Below are 17,771 nucleotides of genomic sequence, written 5' to 3' on the forward strand. Positions count from 1 at the left end.
GCTGATACAAAGCCCCGGCGGGCTCACCTCTAGAATGAAGCCATGTTTGTCCATTTACGTCTTCACACCGAATTTTCCGTCGTTGACGGGACCAACCGCATCGATGAAATTGTGCAGGCTGCAGCCGCCGACGGCCAGCCGGCGCTGGCGATTACCGACCTGGGCAACCTGTTTGGCACGGTGAAGTTTTACAAGGAAAGTCGCGGCGCCGGTGTCAAGCCGCTGATAGGCGCGGACGTCTGGGTGCAGGTGCCCGGCAAGGAGGCCACGGCGCCGCCGGCGCGCCTGCTGCTGCTGGTCCAGAACCGACAGGGCTATCTGAACCTGTCAGAGTTGCTGACACGCGCCTGGACCCGCGGCGTGGTGCGCGACCAGGCCGTGATCAGCCTCGAATGGCTGCAGGAACTCGGCGAAGGCCTGATTGCACTGTCGGGCGCGCAGGGCGGCGCGGTGGGGCAGGCGCTGGTGCAGGGCGACGGCGCGCGTGCGCTGGAATGTGCGTTGCATTTTGCGGGCTTGTTCCCGCACCGCTTTTACATCGAACTGCAGCGCGCTCAACGCGTCGACGATGAGCAGCACGTGGTGGCCGCGGTGCAACTCGCGGCCCGACTCAAGCTGCCGGTGGTGGCCACGCACCCGGTGCAATTTCTGGGTTATGACGACTACGAAGCGCACGAGGCGCGTGTCTGCATTGCCGGCGGCGAGATTCTGGGCAACGCGCGCCGCGTGCGCAAGTTCACGCGCGAGCAGTATTTCAAGTCTTCCGCGCAGATGGCCGAGCTGTTTGCCGATTTGCCATCTGCTCTGGCGAACACGCTGGAGATTGCCAAACGCTGCAACCTCAAGCTGGAGCTCGGCAAGGCCATGCTGCCCGAGTACCCCACGCCCGAGGTCAATGGCCTGCGCATGCCGCCCGATGAGTATTTTCGTTACGCTTCGTTTGAAGGGCTGGAAGAGCGACTCGCGCACCTGTATCCCAATGAGGCGATCCGCAACGACAAGCGGCCGCAGTATGTGGAGCGGCTGGAGTTCGAGATCAACACCATCCTCAAGATGGGCTTTCCGGGCTACTTCCTGATCGTCGGCGACTTCATCAACTGGGCCAAGAACAATGGCTGCCCGGTCGGGCCGGGTCGTGGTTCCGGCGCGGGATCTCTGGTGGCCTACTCGCTGAAGATCACCGACCTGGACCCGCTGCAGTACAACCTGCTGTTCGAGCGATTCCTGAATCCCGAGCGGGTGTCCATGCCCGACTTCGACATTGACTTCTGCCAGACCAACCGCGACCGCGTCATCGATTACGTCAAGGACAAATACGGCCACGCGGCGGTGAGCCAGATCGTGACCTTCGGCACCATGGCGGCGCGTGCGGCGATCCGCGACGTCGGCCGTGTGCTTGATTTCTCCTATGGCTTTTGCGACGGCATTTCCAAGCTGGTACCGAACAAGCCCGGCCAGGCCGTGACGCTGCAACTGGTGCCGGCCGACCGCAAGAAAAACGACAAGATGGTTTACGCGCTGGAGGCCGAACCTGTGCTGGCCGAGCGCGAGGCGAAAGAGGAAGACGTACGCACCCTGCTGGAGCTCGCGCGCAAGCTCGAAGGCCTGACGCGCAACGTCGGCATGCATGCCGGCGGCGTGCTGATCGCGCCGGGCAAACTCACCGACTTCTGTCCGCTCTACCTGCAGCCCGGCAGCACCTCTGCTGTCAGCCAGTTCGACAAGAACGATGTCGAGGCGATTGGCCTGGTCAAGTTCGACTTTCTGGGCCTGGCCACCTTGACCATTCTGGAGCTGGCGCGAGAGTTCATCGTGCAGCGGCATCCGGCGCAAAAAGACTTCAAGTTCGAGAACCTGCCGCTCGACGACGCGCGGGTCTACGCGCTGTTTGCCGAGGGCAAGACCGAGGCCGTGTTCCAGTTTGAAAGTATCGGCATGCAGCGCATGCTGCGGGACGCGCGGCCGAACCGTCTCGAAGACCTGATCGCGATGAATGCGCTGTACCGGCCGGGTCCCATGGACCTGATTCCGACCTACATTGCACGCAAGCAGGGCAAGGAAACCCCCGAGTACCCGGATCCGCGTGTCAAGCCCATTCTGGAGGAGACCTACGGAATCATGGTCTACCAGGAGCAGGTGATGCAGACCGCGCAGATCCTGGGCGGCTACTCGCTGGGCGGCGCCGACATGTTGCGCCGTGCCATGGGCAAGAAAGACGAGAAGGAGATGGCCTCGCAGCGGGAAATTTTCCGCAAGGGCGCTGGTGTCAACGGCCTGACGCAAGAGAAGGCCGACGAGGTTTTCGACCTGATGGAGAAATTCGCAGGTTACGGCTTCAACAAGTCGCACTCGGCCGCCTATGCGCTGCTGGCCTACCACACGGCCTGGCTCAAGCGCCACTACACCGCCGAGTTCTTCTGCGCCAACATGACGGTCGAGATGGGCGACACCGACAAGCTGCGCATCCTGTTTGGCGATGCGCAGAAGATGGGCGTCAGCTTCGAGTCGCCCGATGTGAACCGTGGCCACTACCGGTTCGAACCGATCAGCAACACCAGCATCCGTTATGGCCTGGGCGCTGTCAAGGGCACCGGTCAGCAGGCGATTGCGGCCATCGTGGCGGCGCGCGAGGCAGGCGGGCCCTTTACCTCCCTGTTCGACTTCTGCCTGCGCGTCGACAAGACCAAAATGAACAAACGCACGGTGGAGGCGCTGATCAAGGCCGGCGCTTTCGACAACCTGCAACTGAATCGCGCCTCGCTGCTGGCGTCGGTGGACCGGGCTTTTGAATTTGCCGCGCAGGCCGAAGCCAATGTGAACCAGGGTGGCTTGTTCGACATGGACTCTCACGCCGCAAGCACGCAGGAACCGCCGCTGGTGGGCGCCGTGCCGTTTGGTGTGAAGGCGCGGCTGGTGCAGGAGAAAACCGCGATTGGCTTCTACCTGTCTGGCCACCTGTTTGACGAGGTCGAGACCGAGGTGCGTCAGTTTGTCAAACGCAAGATCGACGACCTGATCGATTCCCGCGACCAGACCCTGCTGGCAGCCATCGTCAGTGACCTGCGCGTGATCAACGGTAACCGCGGCAAGCTGATCATCTTCAAGCTGGACGACAAGACCGACACGCTGGAAGCGTCAGTGGATGAGGCCACCTTCAACGCCAACCGCAACCTGCTCAAGGACGACGAACTGGTGATTGTGCAAGGCACCCTGCAACCGGCGTCCGAGCGTTTTGGCCGGCGCTTCAAGGTGACGCAGGTCTGGAGCCTGGAGTCGGCACGTTGCCGCTTCGGCAAGTACCTGCGCGTGGCTGTCAACGGCAGCGCGCCGGACGTGCAGCGCATGGTGCGCGACTTTCCGCCGCGCAAGGAAATGTCGGAGCAGGGCGAAGTCAGCCGTGGCCTGCCGGTGCGCCTGAGCCTGCGGCGCAGCAGCGTGGTCGCTGAACTGCAGCTCGGTGAAGCCGCCAAGTTCTTTCCGACCGACGCGGCGCTGGCGAGCTGGATGGCGCAGGCCGACCAGGGCCTGGCGCAGATTGTTTATGAGTGAAATCGTGCTCTAGCCCTTGTCCGGCATGGGCTTTTAGCTATAAAATGTATAGCTAACCTGAGTTCACAGTCTGGAGGCAGGCGCTCAATCCTTGGGCCGGAATTCCAGAATCATGGGCGTTGGCACCCTGCCGTCCACGTCTCTCGGCATGGTCTCGGTGCGGATGATGGCCTTGATCACGGCATCGTCCCATGACTTGTTGCCGCTGGGTTTGATCAGGCGCTGGCTGAGGATGGTGCCGTCCGGCCCGGTGCGCACCTCGACTTCGGCGGTCGGGTTGCCGGCGATGTCTTCCGTGAACACGATATTGGGCTTGACCTTGGCGCGCACCTTGCCGCCGTAGCTCGCTGAGGGGCCGCTGGCTTTTTGCGCCGTGCCTTTGGCGTCGGTACTGCCGGTCGCGCCGGCCAGGCCAAGCGCCCGCTTGATGTTGTCCTGGCGCAGCTTTTCCGCAGCGGCATCCGCCAGTTTTTTCTTCTCCGCATCTTTCGCGTCGGTTTTTTTGTCTTCGGCCTTTTTGGCTTCCAGCTTCTTCGCTTCCTCGGCCTTGCGTTTGACCAGGTCTTCTTTCGCCTTCTGCTCTTTTTCTTTTTTGGCCTGAAGCTCTTTGAGTTTCTCCTGCTCGGCTTTGGTCTTGGCCAGTTCCGCTTCCTTCTTCTTCAGCTCCAGCTTGCGCTTTTTCTCGCGTTCCAGCGCGATGTCCACATCCGGTGCGGGCGGCGGAGGCGGCGCCTTGACCACTGGTTCGGGCGGTGGGGGAGGAGGCGGCGGCGGTGCAGGTGGGGGCTCGACGAGCTTGGGTGCTGCTTCCTGCGCTACGCTGGACCACAACTCGGCCTCAAACGACAGGTCGGGGTCGCTGCGCTTCCAGTTGATGCCCCAGGTCAGCGCAGCGATCAGCAACGCATGGACGAACAGCGCCAGGCCGAAAGACCGCAGCGCACCGGGATCGGGTTGCGGAACAAGGTCAAGGCGGTCGGCGGCGCTGGGCATTGATGGGATGAGCTTCGGGTCAGTTGCCGGTTTGCACCGACAGCCCGACACGGGCAACGCCGGCTTTTTGCAGCGCGTCCATGACCTTGACCACCGTTTCGTACTTGATGGATTTGTCGGCGCTGATCACCACCGGTGTGATCTGTTCACCGGCCGGAACCGACGGCTGCAGACGCTTGACGGCTGCGCCGACTTCCGCCAGGCGCGCTGACACCGACTGGCCGTCCGCCTTGATCTGGATGACTTCGTCCTTGCTGATCTCGATCTGGATTGGTTTGGGTGGCTGGCCCGGCGCCTTGCCGACCTTGGGCAGCGCAATCATGCTCGGTGTGATCAGCGGCGCCGTCACCATGAAGATGATCAGCAGCACCAGCATCACGTCGATGAAGGGCACCATGTTGATTTCACTGATGGTGCGGCGGCCACGGCCGCGGGATGAAACTGCTGGCATGGCTGTCTAGTGACCCGAGGGGGACGTCGCACCCAGGTTGCGCTGCAGGATGTTGGAGAACTCCTCGATGAAGGTCTCCAGCTTGTTGGCGACCCGGTCAATGTCGTGGGCGAAACGGTTGTAGGCAACCACGGCTGGAATGGCGGCGAACAGACCGATGGCGGTAGCCACCAGCGCTTCGGCAATGCCGGGCGCCACCGAGGACAGCGTGACCTGCTCCAGCGCCGCCAGACCGGTGAAGGCGTGCATGATGCCCCAGACCGTGCCGAACAGGCCGACATAAGGCGAGACCGAGCCGACGGTGGCAAGGAAGGACAGATTGGCCTCGACCGCATCGACCTCGCGCTGGTAGCTGGCGCGCATGGCGCGACGGGCGCCGTCGAGCAGGGTGCTGGGATCGGCCATACGGCGCTCACGCAGCTTCTGGAACTCGCGCATGCCGCTGGCAAAAATACGCTCCATTGGGCCGCTGGTTTTGGCGTTTTGCGTAGCCGCGGCGTACAGGTCGTTCAGGCTGGTGCCAGACCAGAACTCGCGGTCGAACTCGTCGTTGAGTGACTGCACACGTTTGAGCGAGATGATTTTTCGGAAAATCGCCGCCCAGCTCGCAATCGACACGCCGACCAGCAAGGCCACTACACCCTGGACCACCCAACTGGCGTTGAGAAGGAGGTTAACGATGGATAAGTCCTGATTCATGTTGTGGTTTCCAGACGGTCAAGGAGGTCAGCGGGAATTCGTGCAGGTTTCAGGCCAGCGGCATCGACCCAGCCAATGCGTATCGTGCCTTCACACAACAGCACCGGCCCGCGCTCTGATTTTAATAGCGCACTTTGCCCAATTATCAAGGACGCACGGCCTTTTTCGATCAGACTCGCAGTAACAATCAGTTCGTCGTCGAGGCGCGCGGGCCGGTGGTAACGCACCTTGGTCTCCGTCACCACAAACATGCCACCGGTGCGCTCGCGCAGCGATTGTTGTTCGACTCCCAGTGATCTGAGCCATTCGGTGCGCGAGCGTTCAAAAAATTTCAGGTAGTTGGCGTAAAACACGATGCCGCCGGCGTCGGTGTCTTCCCAGTACACGCGCAGTGGCCATGCGAAGCCCCGTTCTGGCTGAGCTTGTCCATGCCCTTCGACAAGCTCAGGGTGAACGGACGAACTCATGCCAGCACCGCCTCCAGCCGCGCCACGGCCTCTTTGAGCTGTGCCATGGAATTGGCCGTGGAAAAACGAATGTAGCGCTCCGGTGCCATGGTTCCGAAATCGCGTCCGGGTGTGACAGCCAGGTGGGCGCGCTTCATCAGTTCGAAAGCGAAGTCCCAGCTGCCTGACACGCCTAGCCGTTTCGCAGCTTCGGTGCAGTCGGCATAGGCATAAAACGCGCCGTCCGGCATCACTGGCACCGTCAGGCCCAGCCGATTGAGTTCAGGAATGAAATAGTCGCGCCTGGCCTTGAACTCGGCGCGGCGGCGTTCGTACTCGGCCAGGCTTTCAGGCTCGAAACAGGCCAGTGCCGCGTGCTGCGCCACGGTACTGGGGCAGATGAACAGGTTTTGCGCGATACGCTCGATCACCGGCGCGAGTTCGTCGGGCACCACCAGCCAGCCCAGGCGCCAGCCGGTCATGTTGAAGTACTTGCTGAAGCTGTTGATGCTGATGATGCTGTGGCCCAGGCCATCGCCCATGGCCAGTGCGGTGTGACCGAAGTCTTCTTCGTAACTCAGGCCGAGGTAGATTTCATCGATCAGGGTGATGCCGCCCCGGCTGTGCACAAACGCGTGGATGCGACGCAGCTCATCCGGCGCAATGGAAGTACCTGTCGGGTTGGAGGGCGAGGCCAGCAGCACGCCACGGGTGCGCTCGGTCCAGGCGGCTTGCACTTTGGCGCTGCTGAGCTGGTAGCGTTCATCGGGGGTGGTCGGCACCAGCACCGCATTGCCTTCAGCCGCGCTGACAAAATGCCGGTTGCAGGGGTAACTCGGGTCCGGCATCAGGATCTCGTCACCGGCTTCTATCAGTGCCAGGCAGGCCAGTTGCAGTGCCGCCGATGCGCCAGCGGTGATGATGATGCGGCCGGGCGCCACGTCGGCCTTGAAGCGCGTGGCATACCAGCCGCTGATGCGTTCACGCAACTCCTGCAGACCGGTGGCCTGGGTGTACTGCGTGTTGCCGCTGTGGATGGCGCGTGCCGCCGCCTGCTGGACCAGCGGCGGCGCGGTGAAGTCCGGCTCGCCGATGTTCAGGAAAATCATGGGCTGTGAGGACTGCGCCACTTCCCTGGCCATGGCCGCGGCTGCCTTGGCGACCTCCATCACATAAAAGGGCTCGATGCGCTGTGCGCGCCAGGCGATCCGCAGAGAACTCATGTGCGTCAGGCTTTTTTGTCGGCAGCCACTTCAGCCGCGCGAAAGCCAGGCGCCAGCTTGTGTAGTACACCGTTGACGTATTTGTGACCGTCGGTGCCGCCAAACGCCTTGGCCAGCTCGATACATTCGTTGATGACCACGCGGTAGGGCACGTCCAGGCAGTGCTTGAACTCGTAGGCGCCTATCCACAACACCGCGTGTTCGACCGGCGAGATTTCTGCCATCTTGCGGTCCAGCAAGGGCGTGAAGCTGTCGTCGAGCGCGGCGGCCTCGCCGATGCAGCCGTGAAGCAGCGCGTCATAGTGCGCCGAGTCGGCCTTGTGAAAACCAACCAGGTCGCGTGTGAAGGCGTCGATGGATGCGGCCTCATTGCGGCCCACCAGATGCTGGTACAGCGCCTGCAGGGCAAATTCGCGCGCGCGTGTGCGCGCCGACTTGTCGGCGGCCTTTTTGACGCCGGTATCGGTCAGGCCGGTGCGGGTTTGCGGCGGGCGTTTGGGTTTGAGGGGAGGGGTGTCGGACATGCGCGCCTGGAGAATGTGTTGCGGTGTGTTCAGGAGAGTTCGTTCAGCAGGTTGGCCATTTCCACGGCGACCCGCGCCGCATCGCGGCCCTTGTCGACCTGGCGGGCTTCGGCCTGAGCAAGGTTTTCCACGGTCAGGATGGCGTTCGCGATCGGTAACTGATAGTCCAGCGCCAGCCGGCTGACCGAGGCGCCGCTTTCATTGGCAACAAGTTCAAAGTGGTAAGTCTCGCCACGGATGATGCAGCCCAACGCAATCAGCGCGTCGTACTGGTCGCGCTCGGCCAGCGCCTGCAAGGCCGACGGAATTTCCAGCGCGCCCGGAACCTTGACGTGGTGGATGTTTTTTTCATCGACACCCAGCGCCAGCAACTCCTGCCGGCAAGCCTGCGCCAGGGCATTCGTGATGCTTTCGTTGAAACGTGCCTGAACAATGCCTATCGAGAGTTTTTTGCCGTTCCGATGATCGGCTGAGCCTTTTTCTGCACCAAACACGTTTTATTCCTTTTTGTTGGCGATATAGCCGGTGATCTCAAGCCCGTATCCCGTCATGCTGGGCATGCGGCGCGGGTTGCCCATCAGTTCCATCTTGTGCACGCCGCACTCGCGAAGAATTTGCGCGCCCACGCCGTAGGTGCGCAAGTCCATGCGACCGCGCTCGGGCGCCTGGCTGGCGCGTGCCGTGCCCTCAAACTGCGCCAGCAACTGGGCCGCGCTTTCGCCGCAGTTGAGCAGCACCGCCACGCCTTTGCCGGTTTTGGCCAGGTGCGCCAGGCTTTGGTCCAGGCTCCAGGAATGCATGGACCGGCCAGTTTCCAGCGCGTCCAGTACCGACAGCGGCTCGTGCACACGGGCTGCCACGGTCTCGTTCGGACCCCATTGGCCCTTGACCAGCGCCAGGTGCAGGCCCTGGCTGGGCTTGTCCTTGAAGGCATGCACGGCAAACTCGCCGAATGCGGTCTGGATGGTGCGCTCGCCGATTTTTTCAATCAGTGAATCATGGCGGCTGCGGTGCTCAATCAGGTCGGCAATGGTGCCGATTTTCAGGCCGTGTTCGGCTGCGAATACCTGCAGGTCGGGCAGGCGCGCCATGGTGCCATCGTCCTTCATGATCTCGCAGATCACGGCGGAGGGGGAGCAGCCGGCCATGCCGGCCAGGTCACAGCCCGCTTCGGTGTGGCCGGCACGCATCAGCACGCCGCCATCCACCGCCTGCAGCGGAAAGATGTGGCCGGGCTGGACGAGATCGCTGACCTGGGCTTGCGGAGCCACGGCGGCCTGCACGGTGCGCGCCCGGTCTGCCGCAGAAATCCCGGTGGTCACACCTTCGGCGGCTTCGATGGAGACGGTGAAGGCTGTCCCCATCTTGGTGCCGTTGCGCGCCACCATGGGCGGCAGTTGCAGCCGCTCGCAGCGTTCGCGCGTCAGGGTCAGGCAGATCAGGCCACGGCCGTAACGCGCCATGAAGTTGATGGCCTCGGCGCTGACGTGATCAGCGGCCAGTACCAGGTCGCCTTCGTTTTCGCGGTCTTCTTCGTCGATGAGGATCACCATGCGGCCAGCGCGCATGTCGGCCACGATGTCTTCAACAGGGGAGATGGCGGTTGTCATGAGGTCAGAGGTTCTTTCCGCTTTGGAGCATGCGTTCGACATAACGCGCGATGAGGTCGATTTCGAGGTTGACCTGCGACTGCACGCGCAGATGACCCAACGCCGTGTTCTGCACGGTGTGGCTGATCAGGTTGATGCTGATTTCGCAGCCGGGCGCTGCGCCGTCCAGGTCGGCCACCCGGTTGACCGTCAGGCTCACGCCGTTGACGGTGATGGAGCCTTTGTAAGCCAGGTATTTGGCCAGTTCCCTGGGCGCCAGAACCCGCAATTCCCAGCTTTCCCCTATCTGCGCAAAATGTGAGATGGTACCGACGCCGTCCACGTGGCCGGCAACGATGTGGCCACCCAGACGGTCATGGGCGCGCAGGGCTTTTTCAAGATTGATGGGACCGGTTTCGGCCAGACCGCTGGTTTTGTCCAGCGATTCGGCAGAAATCTCGATGGAAAACTGGTTTTTTTGGGGTGCCAGCGTCGTGACCGTCATGCAGGCGCCATTGAGCGCGATGCTGTCACCCAGCCCCACGTCGTCAAGGTAACCCGCGGGCGCCTCGATGTCGAGGCGCTTGCCGTGGTCCAAAGAGCTGCCCAGGCGATGGACAGCGACGATGCGCCCCACGCCGGTAATGATTCCGGTAAACATGGCTGTATTTTCGCAGAGATTGCCGCTGCGCATGGCGCGGCCCCCGAATCAGGGCTTGAGAAGACGCTAAACAAGCCCCCTGCGGCGTGCGATCACCCGGAATCGGGCGGTCTGCTGCGTTGAGATCTGAAGATGCCAGCTATTGACAGCGAAATCCGCCTTGCATCTCATCCTGATCCGCCCTTCCTTAAAAGCGGTCGCGTCCGCGAACCCTGGCCACAATCCGCAGATCGGGGCCCAGCCGGTCGGTGGACACGAAGTCCAGTGCCACGGCCTGTGTCAGATCGGTAATGGGGCCGAAGTTGGCCATGCCGGCACCCTGGCCTATCCATTTGGGCGCCAGGTACACCACAAACTCGTCCACCAGGCCCTCGCGGATCAGCGAGCCATTGAGCTTGTGCCCGGCTTCCACATGCAGCTCATTGACCTCCCGCTGCGCCAGATCCCGCAGCATCGCCGCCAGGTCCACCTTGCCATCGGCGCCCGGCTGATAAACGACGGTGGCACCGCGCGCCTCCAGATCTGCCTTCTTTTCCTCATTTTGTACGGCGGCATAGATAAAGAGCTTTCGGCCAGGGACGAAAAGCCGGGCGTCCAGCGGCGTTTCCAGCCGGCTGTCCACCACCACCAGATGCGGCTGGCGCAGCACATCCACAAGTCGAACATCGAGCCGCGGGTTGTCCTCCAATACAGTTCCTATGCCGGTCAGCACGGCTGAGGCGCGCGCGCGCCACGCATGACCGTCGGCGCGGGCAGCGTCCGAGGTGATCCACTGGCTGGCACCATTGTCCAGCGCGGTCTTGCCATCCAGCGAGGCGGCCACTTTCATGCGCACCCAGGGGGTTTTTCTGATCATGCGACTGAAAAAGCCGATATTGAGCTCGCGGGATTCGGCGGCGCCGGGACCGACCTCGACTTCAATCCCGGCAGCCCGAAGTCGCTCAAAGCCCTGTCCTGCCACCAGGGGGTTGGGGTCCGCGATGGAGGCCACGACCTTCCTGACGCCAGCGGCGATCAGCGCGTCGCAGCAGGGGCCGGTGCGGCCATGGTGAGAGCAGGGCTCTAGGCTGACCCAGGCCGTGGCTCCGGTGACCGGGTTGCCCCGCGTTGCCGCATCTCGCAATGCCATGATTTCGGCGTGCGGGCCGCCGGCTTGCTGGGTGTGCCCTTGGCCGAGAACATGCCCGTCTTCAGACATCAACACGCAACCCACAGCCGGGTTCGGAGACGAGAGACTTTGCGATTTGCTGGCAAATTCGATTGCGAGTTCGATCATCAAATTTCCCGTGCAAAAAGCATTATGGGGACACAACGAAGCAGCGGGGGAGTTTACCGTCTGGCGGGCTTGGTCAGCCGAATGTCGGTAAAACGCCGGGCTGGATGGGGTTCCGGAGTAACCTCACCGCATGAAGATACGCCAGGCGGGTTTCACGCTGATTGAACTGCTGATTGTCGTCTCGCTGGTTGCATTGCTGGCGTCGATGGCGGTGCCCGGCTTTCGCAGCCTATTGGTCAATCGGACGGTGCAAGCCGCCGCCGATGCATTGATGACCGATATGCGTTACGCGCGGTCCGAAGCCGTCAAGCGATCTGCCCAGGTGTCTGTGTGCCAGTCGGCCAACGGAACCAGTTGTGCCACCGGAAGTAATCTGTGGACCAGCGGCTGGATTGTTTTTGTCGACGGGGATGGCGATGGTGCGGTGGATGCCGGAGATGAAATTGTGAGAGTGCAACAGGCGTTGACTTCTATAGCTTCCATAGCCAGCACCACACCGACGTCGGACCGTCGCTTTTTTACCTATCAACCCACAGGCTGGGCAAAAAGCGCCAATCAGACATTCATTTTTACCCCGACCGGTACTGTGCCCTCGGGCTCCGTCCGGGTGGTATGCATCTCCAACCAGGGCAGGGCCGGGCTTAAGGCTGCGGGAGCGACAGCATGCTGAACGTCACTTGCCCACAGATTTTGGTTCGCCGCTCCCGACATGCAAGCCGAGGCGGCTCGCTGATTGAAGTTCTGGTTTCTATCGTCATCGCCTCGATTGCCCTTCTGGCTTTGGCTGGCGTCAATGCTTCGGCGCTACGCTACACCAAAATGTCGCAGTACCGTGCGACGGCTACTCTGCTGGCCAGCGACCTTGGCGAAAGAATGAGAGCAAACAAAGGTGTGGATGCTGTGGGGGGGGTGGCAGCAACCGGATTTTTTGCAGGGGCGTATGACTACAGCAGCACCGACTTTGCTGGCCAGTCCACAGCTGCCACATTACCTGCGCAGTTATGCAATACAGCTGCAAGTTCTTGTACGCCGCAGCAGATAGCGGAGTTGGACATTGCACAATGGCGTATCCTGGTGCGCACCCAGCTTCCCGAAGGGTCGATTTTTATATCTCGTCAGTCGGGTCAAACCGCCGCAGACGTATGGGTCGCATGGCGCGACCCCGCAGTGGCAAGTAGTGACGAAGCGCCTGCCCTTGCGTCGGAGTGTCCGGATAGTTTGAATCTGAACGCCGACCTGAGCGTGCGTTGCAGCTTCTTCAGGATCAATCTATGAGTCGCTCCTCTGCTCTTGGGCGTTCGCGCCAGCGCGGTCTGTCCATCATCGAGGTCCTCGTGTCCATGGTGATTGGGTTGGTTGTGGTGGGTGCCGTATTGCTGAGTTATATCGCGTCAGGACAAACCAATAAGCTGCAGGCGGCATATTCACAAATGAATGAGGACGCCCAAATCGGGCTGCTCATCTTGTCACGCGATCTCCAGCTGGCGGGATATGCGCAAGCTACCGGTCACGATCCATTGACGTTTCAGTTTGGGCGAACCTATTCAGGCAATGCGGTTTTTGGATGTGATACAGGCTTTGTAGCGGCCAATACGACCGCTGCAGTGGCCTGTGCGGCAACGGGCAGTTCGCCCGCTATTGAGGTGGTCTATGAGGGCGATGTCACCAATACGGTGCCTACTTCAGGTGGCTTGCCATCGGATTGTTTGGGTGCTTCGTTGACCCAGCAAACCGTGGGCGCAACCAGTTTTTACATCACGCGCAATCGTTATTACGTAGCCAACAGTGTGTTGGGTCGGCCGGAGTTGCATTGCGCCAGCAACAAGGCTGCAGCCACGGGCGGCGCATTGGTGGACAACGTTGAAGGCATGAAAATCTGGTACGGCGAAGCCAACCCAATCGACAAGCGTCAGATCGTGCGCTACGTCAGCGCGGCCAATGTATTGGACCCTACCTTCGCAAACGTGGTGAGCGTGCGCGTCTGCCTGCTGATGCGAAGTTCAGAGCCCGTGCTGACTGCCGAGGACCCCTCGACCTATCTTGATTGTGATTCGGTTACACAGAACTCGGCGGACCGTTTCGCCCGGCGTGCTTACTTCACGACGACGGCTCTGCGCAACAAGATGACGTTCTAGGATGGCCATGAACACTTCCTATCCTCGTTTACGCCTTTCGTGCCGTCGCCGGCAGAGCGGTATTTCATTGATTATTGTGCTGATCATGGTTGTGGTGATTGGCCTGACGTCGGCAGCGGCCATCCGCAATGCAACCTCCGATGAGCGGGTAACCAACAATGTGCGTATGCAGAACCTGGCCCAGCAGTATGCCGATGCCGCGCTGCGCTACTGCGAAAGTGAGCTCTCCAAGGCGGATGTACAGCGGGTGCCGACGCTACAGGAGGCCAACCTTGTCTCAACGGCCTTCGGCGCGGCGCCTGCGTGGGACCGCACGGACACCTGGCTGGGGGGAGGGGGGGCGGCGGCCTCGCTGACGACCTTGCCGGAGCTTCAAATCAAATCTGCGGACAGTTCATTCCGGCCGACAACTCTTCCGCAATGTGTTGCCGAAAAGCAGTTTCTGGAAGACACCAAGATCGCTTACGTCATCACCGCCAGGGGCTTTAGCCCTGATTACACCGCCAACGCAGGGACTGGAGCCACGACCGGCGGCTCCGTGGTCTGGGTGCAGACCACGCTGGTTTTAAATTGAAGGGGTTCATCATGCATTGCTCACCATACCTATCGTCAATCCGCCGGCTTGTGATCGCTGGCCTCGTGACCCTGCTGAGTGTGCCTGTTGCCGTGGCCCAGCCTTCCCAAAAACCTCTTCTTAGCCGTGACGGCGGTGGCGTCAAACCCAACATCCTGCTGACGATGGATGACTCGGGCTCCATGATGTTTCAGCACATGCCTGAAGAGACCGTTTATCTCGGGACCCAAACCGTGCCCAGCCCCATTGGCAGTGCATCGGTTCGCATGGATCCGGGGGATAACGCTACGCTGGGCGGACCGGGCTCGACGCAGGGCGTTGCGAGCCAATTTCGTGGAACTATTTCAGGTGACCCCGCGTCGACCAATTACCGGCAAGCGCTGATGCGGTCGCCAGACTCCAACACCATCTACTACAACCCCGAGGTGCTTTATCGGCCCTGGCCTTTGGCCGCTGGTGGCCGTATGGCGAATGCTTCAGTGAGTGCGGCGCCACGTGATCCCATGAATGTGTTGTCGGGTGGAACGATTAATTTAACCAACGTTCGGCGTATAACTGATAACTCGTTGGTGTGGTGTTTCAGGCCAAATGGCGATTCCAATAGTTGTAGTGGCAACAATCAGGATATAGATTACGACCCTGGTCTGTACTACCGCTTGAGGAAGAATGCGTCGGGGCAATATCTTGACGGCACCATCGCAGGCAATTACCAGAAGTTCACAATCAACGAGAACTCCGCGGCGACTACTTACACCAAGTACCCATCTCGCACAGATTGCACTGGCAGCACTTGCACACGCGCTCAGGAGCGGCAAAACTTTGCCAATTGGTTCACCTATTACCGTACACGGAGCCTGCTGGCTCGTGGCTCCGTTGCCGAAGCGTTTTCAGAGTCCGCCGATACTTTTCGCGTCGGTTACGGCCGAATCAACAAGGGCTTGACCAGTATTGATGCAGTGGATACCCGGGTGATTGAATCTGGTGTGCGTGACTTCAACGCCAGCCGCAAAAGCACCCTGTTTGACTGGCTGTACGCGGTTCCTGCGGTCGGTGGCACCCCTTTACGCCGGGCGATGCAGGAAGCGGGTAATTATTTTTCACGTGCAGATACACGGGGGCCATGGTCGGACGTGCCCGGTTCCGTGAACAACACGGCTGACAAAACCTGTCGCCGTGCCTATCACCTGTTGGTGACTGACGGGTATTGGAGTGACGTAGTCCCCTCGCAGGTGACGGCTGAAAATCCCGCGACCCCCGGTCTGACAGCAGTAGGCAATGATGACAACACCAGCGGCAGCAACATCTCCGGTCCGGGGCAATCTTTCCAATACACCCCAACCAGGCCTTATCGGGACGGGTCCGCCGATACATTGGCGGATTACGCCATGAAGTACTGGAAAAATGATCTGCGCCCCGATGTAGACAACAAGGTCGTCGCATCGCTGGAGAACCCTGCGTTTTGGCAACACATGGTCAACTTCACCGTCGGTCTGGGGGTGCGGGGGACGCTGGACCCCGCTACCGATCTTCCGTTTTTGACCGCTGGAACCAAGTCCTGGGGTAATGACAAGATCGACGACCTCTGGCACGCTGCGATCAACAGCCGTGGTACGTATTTCAGTGCCAAAGACCCCAATGAACTGGCCAGCGCAATACGCAGTTCGCTCGGTCAGACTCTGCAGCGCGAGCTGCGCGAGGCAGGGGTTGCAACGGCTGCCACCACCCTGCAGGATGGCAATCGGAAATACGTGCCGCTTTACAGAACGGGCACATGGAGTGGCGATGTGCAGGCCTTTGCATTGGATGCAAATGGTCAAGCGGGTGCGCAACTGTGGGCGGCTGAAGCTAAAGTGCCAGCCTGGGGCAGTCGGCGGATTTTTACATGGGATACCGGGTTGGCCACCCCCGCAGGTGTTGCGTTTACCTGGGCCGATATCAGCGCCGCTAACCGAAGCGCCATGGGTGGAGCGGGCAGTGTTCCTGCGGTTCAGCAAGCCACCTTTGTCAACTTTTTGCGTGGCGACAGGAGTCAGGAGGGCGCCGGTTTGCTTTTTCGCACGCGTAGTGGGGTATTGGGCGACTTTATTAACTCCAATCCGGTGCTGGTGAAGGCATCGGTCAATCTCGGTTACAACACGCTGCCTACTATCGGTGCCACTTATGCCAGTTTTTTGACCCAAAAAGCAGCGCGTACTTCGGTCTTGTTCGCGGGCGGCAACGACGGCATGCTACACGGCTTCAAGGATACGGGGGGCGCCATCCCCGCCGACGATGGCAAAGAGGTTTTTGCCTACGTGCCGCGAACCGTGTACCCCAATTTGTCCAAACTGGCGGACAAGACGTATGGTACTGAGCTACTTTTCCACCAGTTTTTTGTTGACGGACCGCTTCGGGAAACCGATGCCTTTGTAAGAGCGCCCGGCGCGGGTTCGGCGAGCTGGCGCAACTATTTGCTGGGCGCCATGGGGGCTGGTGGACGTGGCGTTTTTGCACTCGACGTCACGGATACTGCCAATTTAGGCGCATCGAGCATACGGTGGGAGGTGTCTAGCGACAGCGACAGCGATATTGGGTATATCTATTCGGGCGTCGAAGCCGGTGTTTTGCCCAACGGGGAGTGGGTGGCCATCTTTGGCAATGGCCATTTGAGCGCAGCAGGCAAGGCGGTGCTGTTCGTGGCCAACCTGGAGACGGGAGCCATTCAGAAGCTGGTGGTCGATGCTGCTGGTTCCAACGGCTTGAGCGGGGTATCTGTTCAGCGTAATAGCATCGGACAAATTACCAATCTGTTTGCTGGCGACCTCAAAGGCAAGTTGTGGAAGTTCGATTACAGCGCTACAGCAGCCAGCAGGTTCGCAGTTTCAGGCGGCACAGCCCTTTTCTCGGCAACGAGCACAGCTGGAGTTGCCCAGCCCATCAGCCAACCGCCTGGAATTTTTGATCATCCCGATGGCGGCAAATTACTGGTGTTTGGCACTGGACTCCTGGTAACCGAAGCCGACGCTAATTCCACAACTGTTCAGGCCATCTATGGCGTCTGGGACAAACCGTCCGATGTTGGTTTTGCTCGTCCCATGACTCGCGCTTCATTGGCCAGCCGGACCGTCACGTCGAGGGCCGGATCGGGGGGAGCCGTTCTTTATGACATTGAGGGTACTGACGTCGATTTCACGACGCAGCGTGGATGGGTGGTCGACCTGGACGTTATCGTCGGCCTGAGAGTCGTGAACCGTCCACTGACTATCAACAAAACTTTGGCTCTTGTCAGCACGCTGGCACCGTCACAAAACGTGGCGTCGTGTGATGCCTCTACAGGCGTTGGTATCACATTTGTGATCCCTGTGGCGACGGGTGAAAACCCAAGCTACAGACTGTTTGACACCAATGCAGATGGTTTCGTGAATGCGTCAGACGCTACTAGCACAGGATATTTCACCAACAGCCCCGGCGGCGACAGGGTGTTTCTTCCGGGCAGTGGGACGGGCGGAGGCGGGGGCGCCGGCGGATTCTGCCAGCCCGGGTTCACGATGGGCGCTATTTTGGACCAAGCAACCGGCTATCGAGTTTGCGTGCCGAACGATCCGGTGCTGGCCCAGAAAATCAAGGACAGGGTATGGCGCAGAATCATCAATCCACCTATCCGTTAAGAAA

At 60.6% G+C, this 17,771-nt stretch carries 16 protein-coding genes; 6 read left to right on the top strand and 10 right to left on the bottom strand.

The features are described from left to right. The first annotated feature begins 42 nt into the window (after positions 1–42). Entirely contained in the window at positions 43–3,549 is a 3,507-nt protein-coding gene (dnaE, locus tag ACH2CW_RS17030) for a DNA polymerase III subunit alpha (protein WP_395060308.1), read from the top strand. 84 nt (positions 3,550–3,633) lie between these two features. On the opposite strand, the gene tolA is transcribed toward dnaE, so the two are convergent. From tolA to ribD, 10 genes are all read right to left on the bottom strand, one after another. Further along, a complete protein-coding gene (gene tolA / locus ACH2CW_RS17035; protein WP_395060310.1) occupies positions 3,634–4,542 on the bottom strand; it encodes a cell envelope integrity protein TolA in 909 nt (302 codons plus the stop codon). 19 nt (positions 4,543–4,561) lie between these two features. Then, positions 4,562–4,993 (bottom strand): ExbD/TolR family protein, encoded by a 432-nt coding sequence (locus tag ACH2CW_RS17040; protein WP_395060311.1) that lies wholly within the window; start codon positions 4,991–4,993, stop codon positions 4,562–4,564. 6 nt (positions 4,994–4,999) lie between these two features. After that, the gene (gene tolQ / locus ACH2CW_RS17045; RefSeq protein WP_188709091.1) at positions 5,000–5,692 is read right to left on the bottom strand and encodes a protein TolQ; all 693 of its coding nucleotides are present in this window, start codon (positions 5,690–5,692) and stop codon (positions 5,000–5,002) included. Then, the gene (ybgC, locus tag ACH2CW_RS17050; protein WP_395060313.1) at positions 5,689–6,159 is read right to left on the bottom strand and encodes a tol-pal system-associated acyl-CoA thioesterase; all 471 of its coding nucleotides are present in this window, start codon (positions 6,157–6,159) and stop codon (positions 5,689–5,691) included. Before ybgC ends, tolQ begins: the two co-directional genes overlap by 4 nt. Then, positions 6,156–7,361, bottom strand: coding sequence for a pyridoxal phosphate-dependent aminotransferase (locus ACH2CW_RS17055; RefSeq protein WP_395060315.1), 1,206 nt, complete (start codon positions 7,359–7,361; stop codon positions 6,156–6,158). Before ACH2CW_RS17055 ends, ybgC begins: the two co-directional genes overlap by 4 nt. 5 nt (positions 7,362–7,366) lie before the next feature. After that, positions 7,367–7,885, bottom strand: coding sequence for a transcription antitermination factor NusB (nusB, locus tag ACH2CW_RS17060; RefSeq protein WP_395060317.1), 519 nt, complete (start codon positions 7,883–7,885; stop codon positions 7,367–7,369). A 29-nt stretch (positions 7,886–7,914) separates the two neighbouring features. After that, positions 7,915–8,379, bottom strand: a complete 465-nt coding sequence (gene ribH, locus ACH2CW_RS17065) for a 6,7-dimethyl-8-ribityllumazine synthase (protein WP_395060319.1) — start codon at positions 8,377–8,379, stop codon at positions 7,915–7,917. Between the two features lie 3 nt (positions 8,380–8,382). Next, a complete protein-coding gene (ribBA, locus tag ACH2CW_RS17070; protein WP_395060321.1) occupies positions 8,383–9,495 on the bottom strand; it encodes a bifunctional 3,4-dihydroxy-2-butanone-4-phosphate synthase/GTP cyclohydrolase II in 1,113 nt (370 codons plus the stop codon). A 4-nt stretch (positions 9,496–9,499) separates the two neighbouring features. Further along, positions 9,500–10,135: a riboflavin synthase gene (locus tag ACH2CW_RS17075; RefSeq protein ID WP_395060323.1), complete on the bottom strand. Its 636-nt coding sequence runs from the start codon at positions 10,133–10,135 to the stop codon at positions 9,500–9,502. 187 nt (positions 10,136–10,322) lie between these two features. Further along, the gene (ribD, locus tag ACH2CW_RS17080; RefSeq protein ID WP_395060325.1) at positions 10,323–11,411 is read right to left on the bottom strand and encodes a bifunctional diaminohydroxyphosphoribosylaminopyrimidine deaminase/5-amino-6-(5-phosphoribosylamino)uracil reductase RibD; all 1,089 of its coding nucleotides are present in this window, start codon (positions 11,409–11,411) and stop codon (positions 10,323–10,325) included. A gap of 130 nt (positions 11,412–11,541) precedes the next feature. Here ribD and ACH2CW_RS17085 point away from each other — a divergent pair, with 130 nt between their 5' ends. The 5 genes from ACH2CW_RS17085 (at position 11,542) to ACH2CW_RS17105 (ending at position 17,767) form a co-directional block, all read left to right on the top strand. Beyond that, complete coding sequence (locus ACH2CW_RS17085; protein WP_395060327.1) at positions 11,542–12,081, top strand: GspH/FimT family pseudopilin; 540 nt, start codon at positions 11,542–11,544, stop codon at positions 12,079–12,081. Next, on the top strand, positions 12,075–12,686 hold the full coding sequence (gene pilV, locus ACH2CW_RS17090) for a type IV pilus modification protein PilV (protein WP_395060329.1): 612 nt from the start codon (positions 12,075–12,077) through the stop codon (positions 12,684–12,686). Before ACH2CW_RS17085 ends, pilV begins: the two co-directional genes overlap by 7 nt. Then, complete coding sequence (locus ACH2CW_RS17095; RefSeq protein WP_395060330.1) at positions 12,683–13,546, top strand: PilW family protein; 864 nt, start codon at positions 12,683–12,685, stop codon at positions 13,544–13,546. The genes pilV and ACH2CW_RS17095 overlap by 4 nt, the downstream gene beginning before the upstream one ends. 7 nt (positions 13,547–13,553) lie before the next feature. Then, positions 13,554–14,120, top strand: a complete 567-nt coding sequence (locus ACH2CW_RS17100) for a PilX N-terminal domain-containing pilus assembly protein (RefSeq protein WP_395060332.1) — start codon at positions 13,554–13,556, stop codon at positions 14,118–14,120. 65 nt (positions 14,121–14,185) lie between these two features. Further along, the gene (locus tag ACH2CW_RS17105; RefSeq protein ID WP_395060334.1) at positions 14,186–17,767 is read left to right on the top strand and encodes a pilus assembly protein; all 3,582 of its coding nucleotides are present in this window, start codon (positions 14,186–14,188) and stop codon (positions 17,765–17,767) included. Positions 17,768–17,771 lie beyond the last annotated feature (4 nt).

The sequence above is a fragment of the Polaromonas sp. genome (genome assembly GCF_043778355.1).
In the GTDB taxonomy this organism is placed as follows: domain Bacteria; phylum Pseudomonadota; class Gammaproteobacteria; order Burkholderiales; family Burkholderiaceae_C; genus Polaromonas.

What these genes read in the sequence shown, in the direction of transcription:
- dnaE (WP_395060308.1), top strand. Translation starts at nt 43, where the DNA reads ATGTTTGTCCATTTACGTCTTCACACCGAATTTTCCGTCGTTGACGGG.
- tolA (WP_395060310.1), bottom strand. Translation starts at nt 4,542, where the DNA reads ATGCCCAGCGCCGCCGACCGCCTTGACCTTGTTCCGCAACCCGATCCC.
- ACH2CW_RS17040 (WP_395060311.1), bottom strand. Translation starts at nt 4,993, where the DNA reads ATGCCAGCAGTTTCATCCCGCGGCCGTGGCCGCCGCACCATCAGTGAA.
- tolQ (WP_188709091.1), bottom strand. Translation starts at nt 5,692, where the DNA reads ATGAATCAGGACTTATCCATCGTTAACCTCCTTCTCAACGCCAGTTGG.
- ybgC (WP_395060313.1), bottom strand. Translation starts at nt 6,159, where the DNA reads ATGAGTTCGTCCGTTCACCCTGAGCTTGTCGAAGGGCATGGACAAGCT.
- ACH2CW_RS17055 (WP_395060315.1), bottom strand. Translation starts at nt 7,361, where the DNA reads ATGAGTTCTCTGCGGATCGCCTGGCGCGCACAGCGCATCGAGCCCTTT.
- nusB (WP_395060317.1), bottom strand. Translation starts at nt 7,885, where the DNA reads ATGTCCGACACCCCTCCCCTCAAACCCAAACGCCCGCCGCAAACCCGC.
- ribBA (WP_395060321.1), bottom strand. Translation starts at nt 9,495, where the DNA reads ATGACAACCGCCATCTCCCCTGTTGAAGACATCGTGGCCGACATGCGC.
- ACH2CW_RS17075 (WP_395060323.1), bottom strand. Translation starts at nt 10,135, where the DNA reads ATGTTTACCGGAATCATTACCGGCGTGGGGCGCATCGTCGCTGTCCAT.
- ribD (WP_395060325.1), bottom strand. Translation starts at nt 11,411, where the DNA reads ATGATCGAACTCGCAATCGAATTTGCCAGCAAATCGCAAAGTCTCTCG.
- ACH2CW_RS17085 (WP_395060327.1), top strand. Translation starts at nt 11,542, where the DNA reads ATGAAGATACGCCAGGCGGGTTTCACGCTGATTGAACTGCTGATTGTC.
- pilV (WP_395060329.1), top strand. Translation starts at nt 12,075, where the DNA reads ATGCTGAACGTCACTTGCCCACAGATTTTGGTTCGCCGCTCCCGACAT.
- ACH2CW_RS17095 (WP_395060330.1), top strand. Translation starts at nt 12,683, where the DNA reads ATGAGTCGCTCCTCTGCTCTTGGGCGTTCGCGCCAGCGCGGTCTGTCC.
- ACH2CW_RS17100 (WP_395060332.1), top strand. Translation starts at nt 13,554, where the DNA reads ATGAACACTTCCTATCCTCGTTTACGCCTTTCGTGCCGTCGCCGGCAG.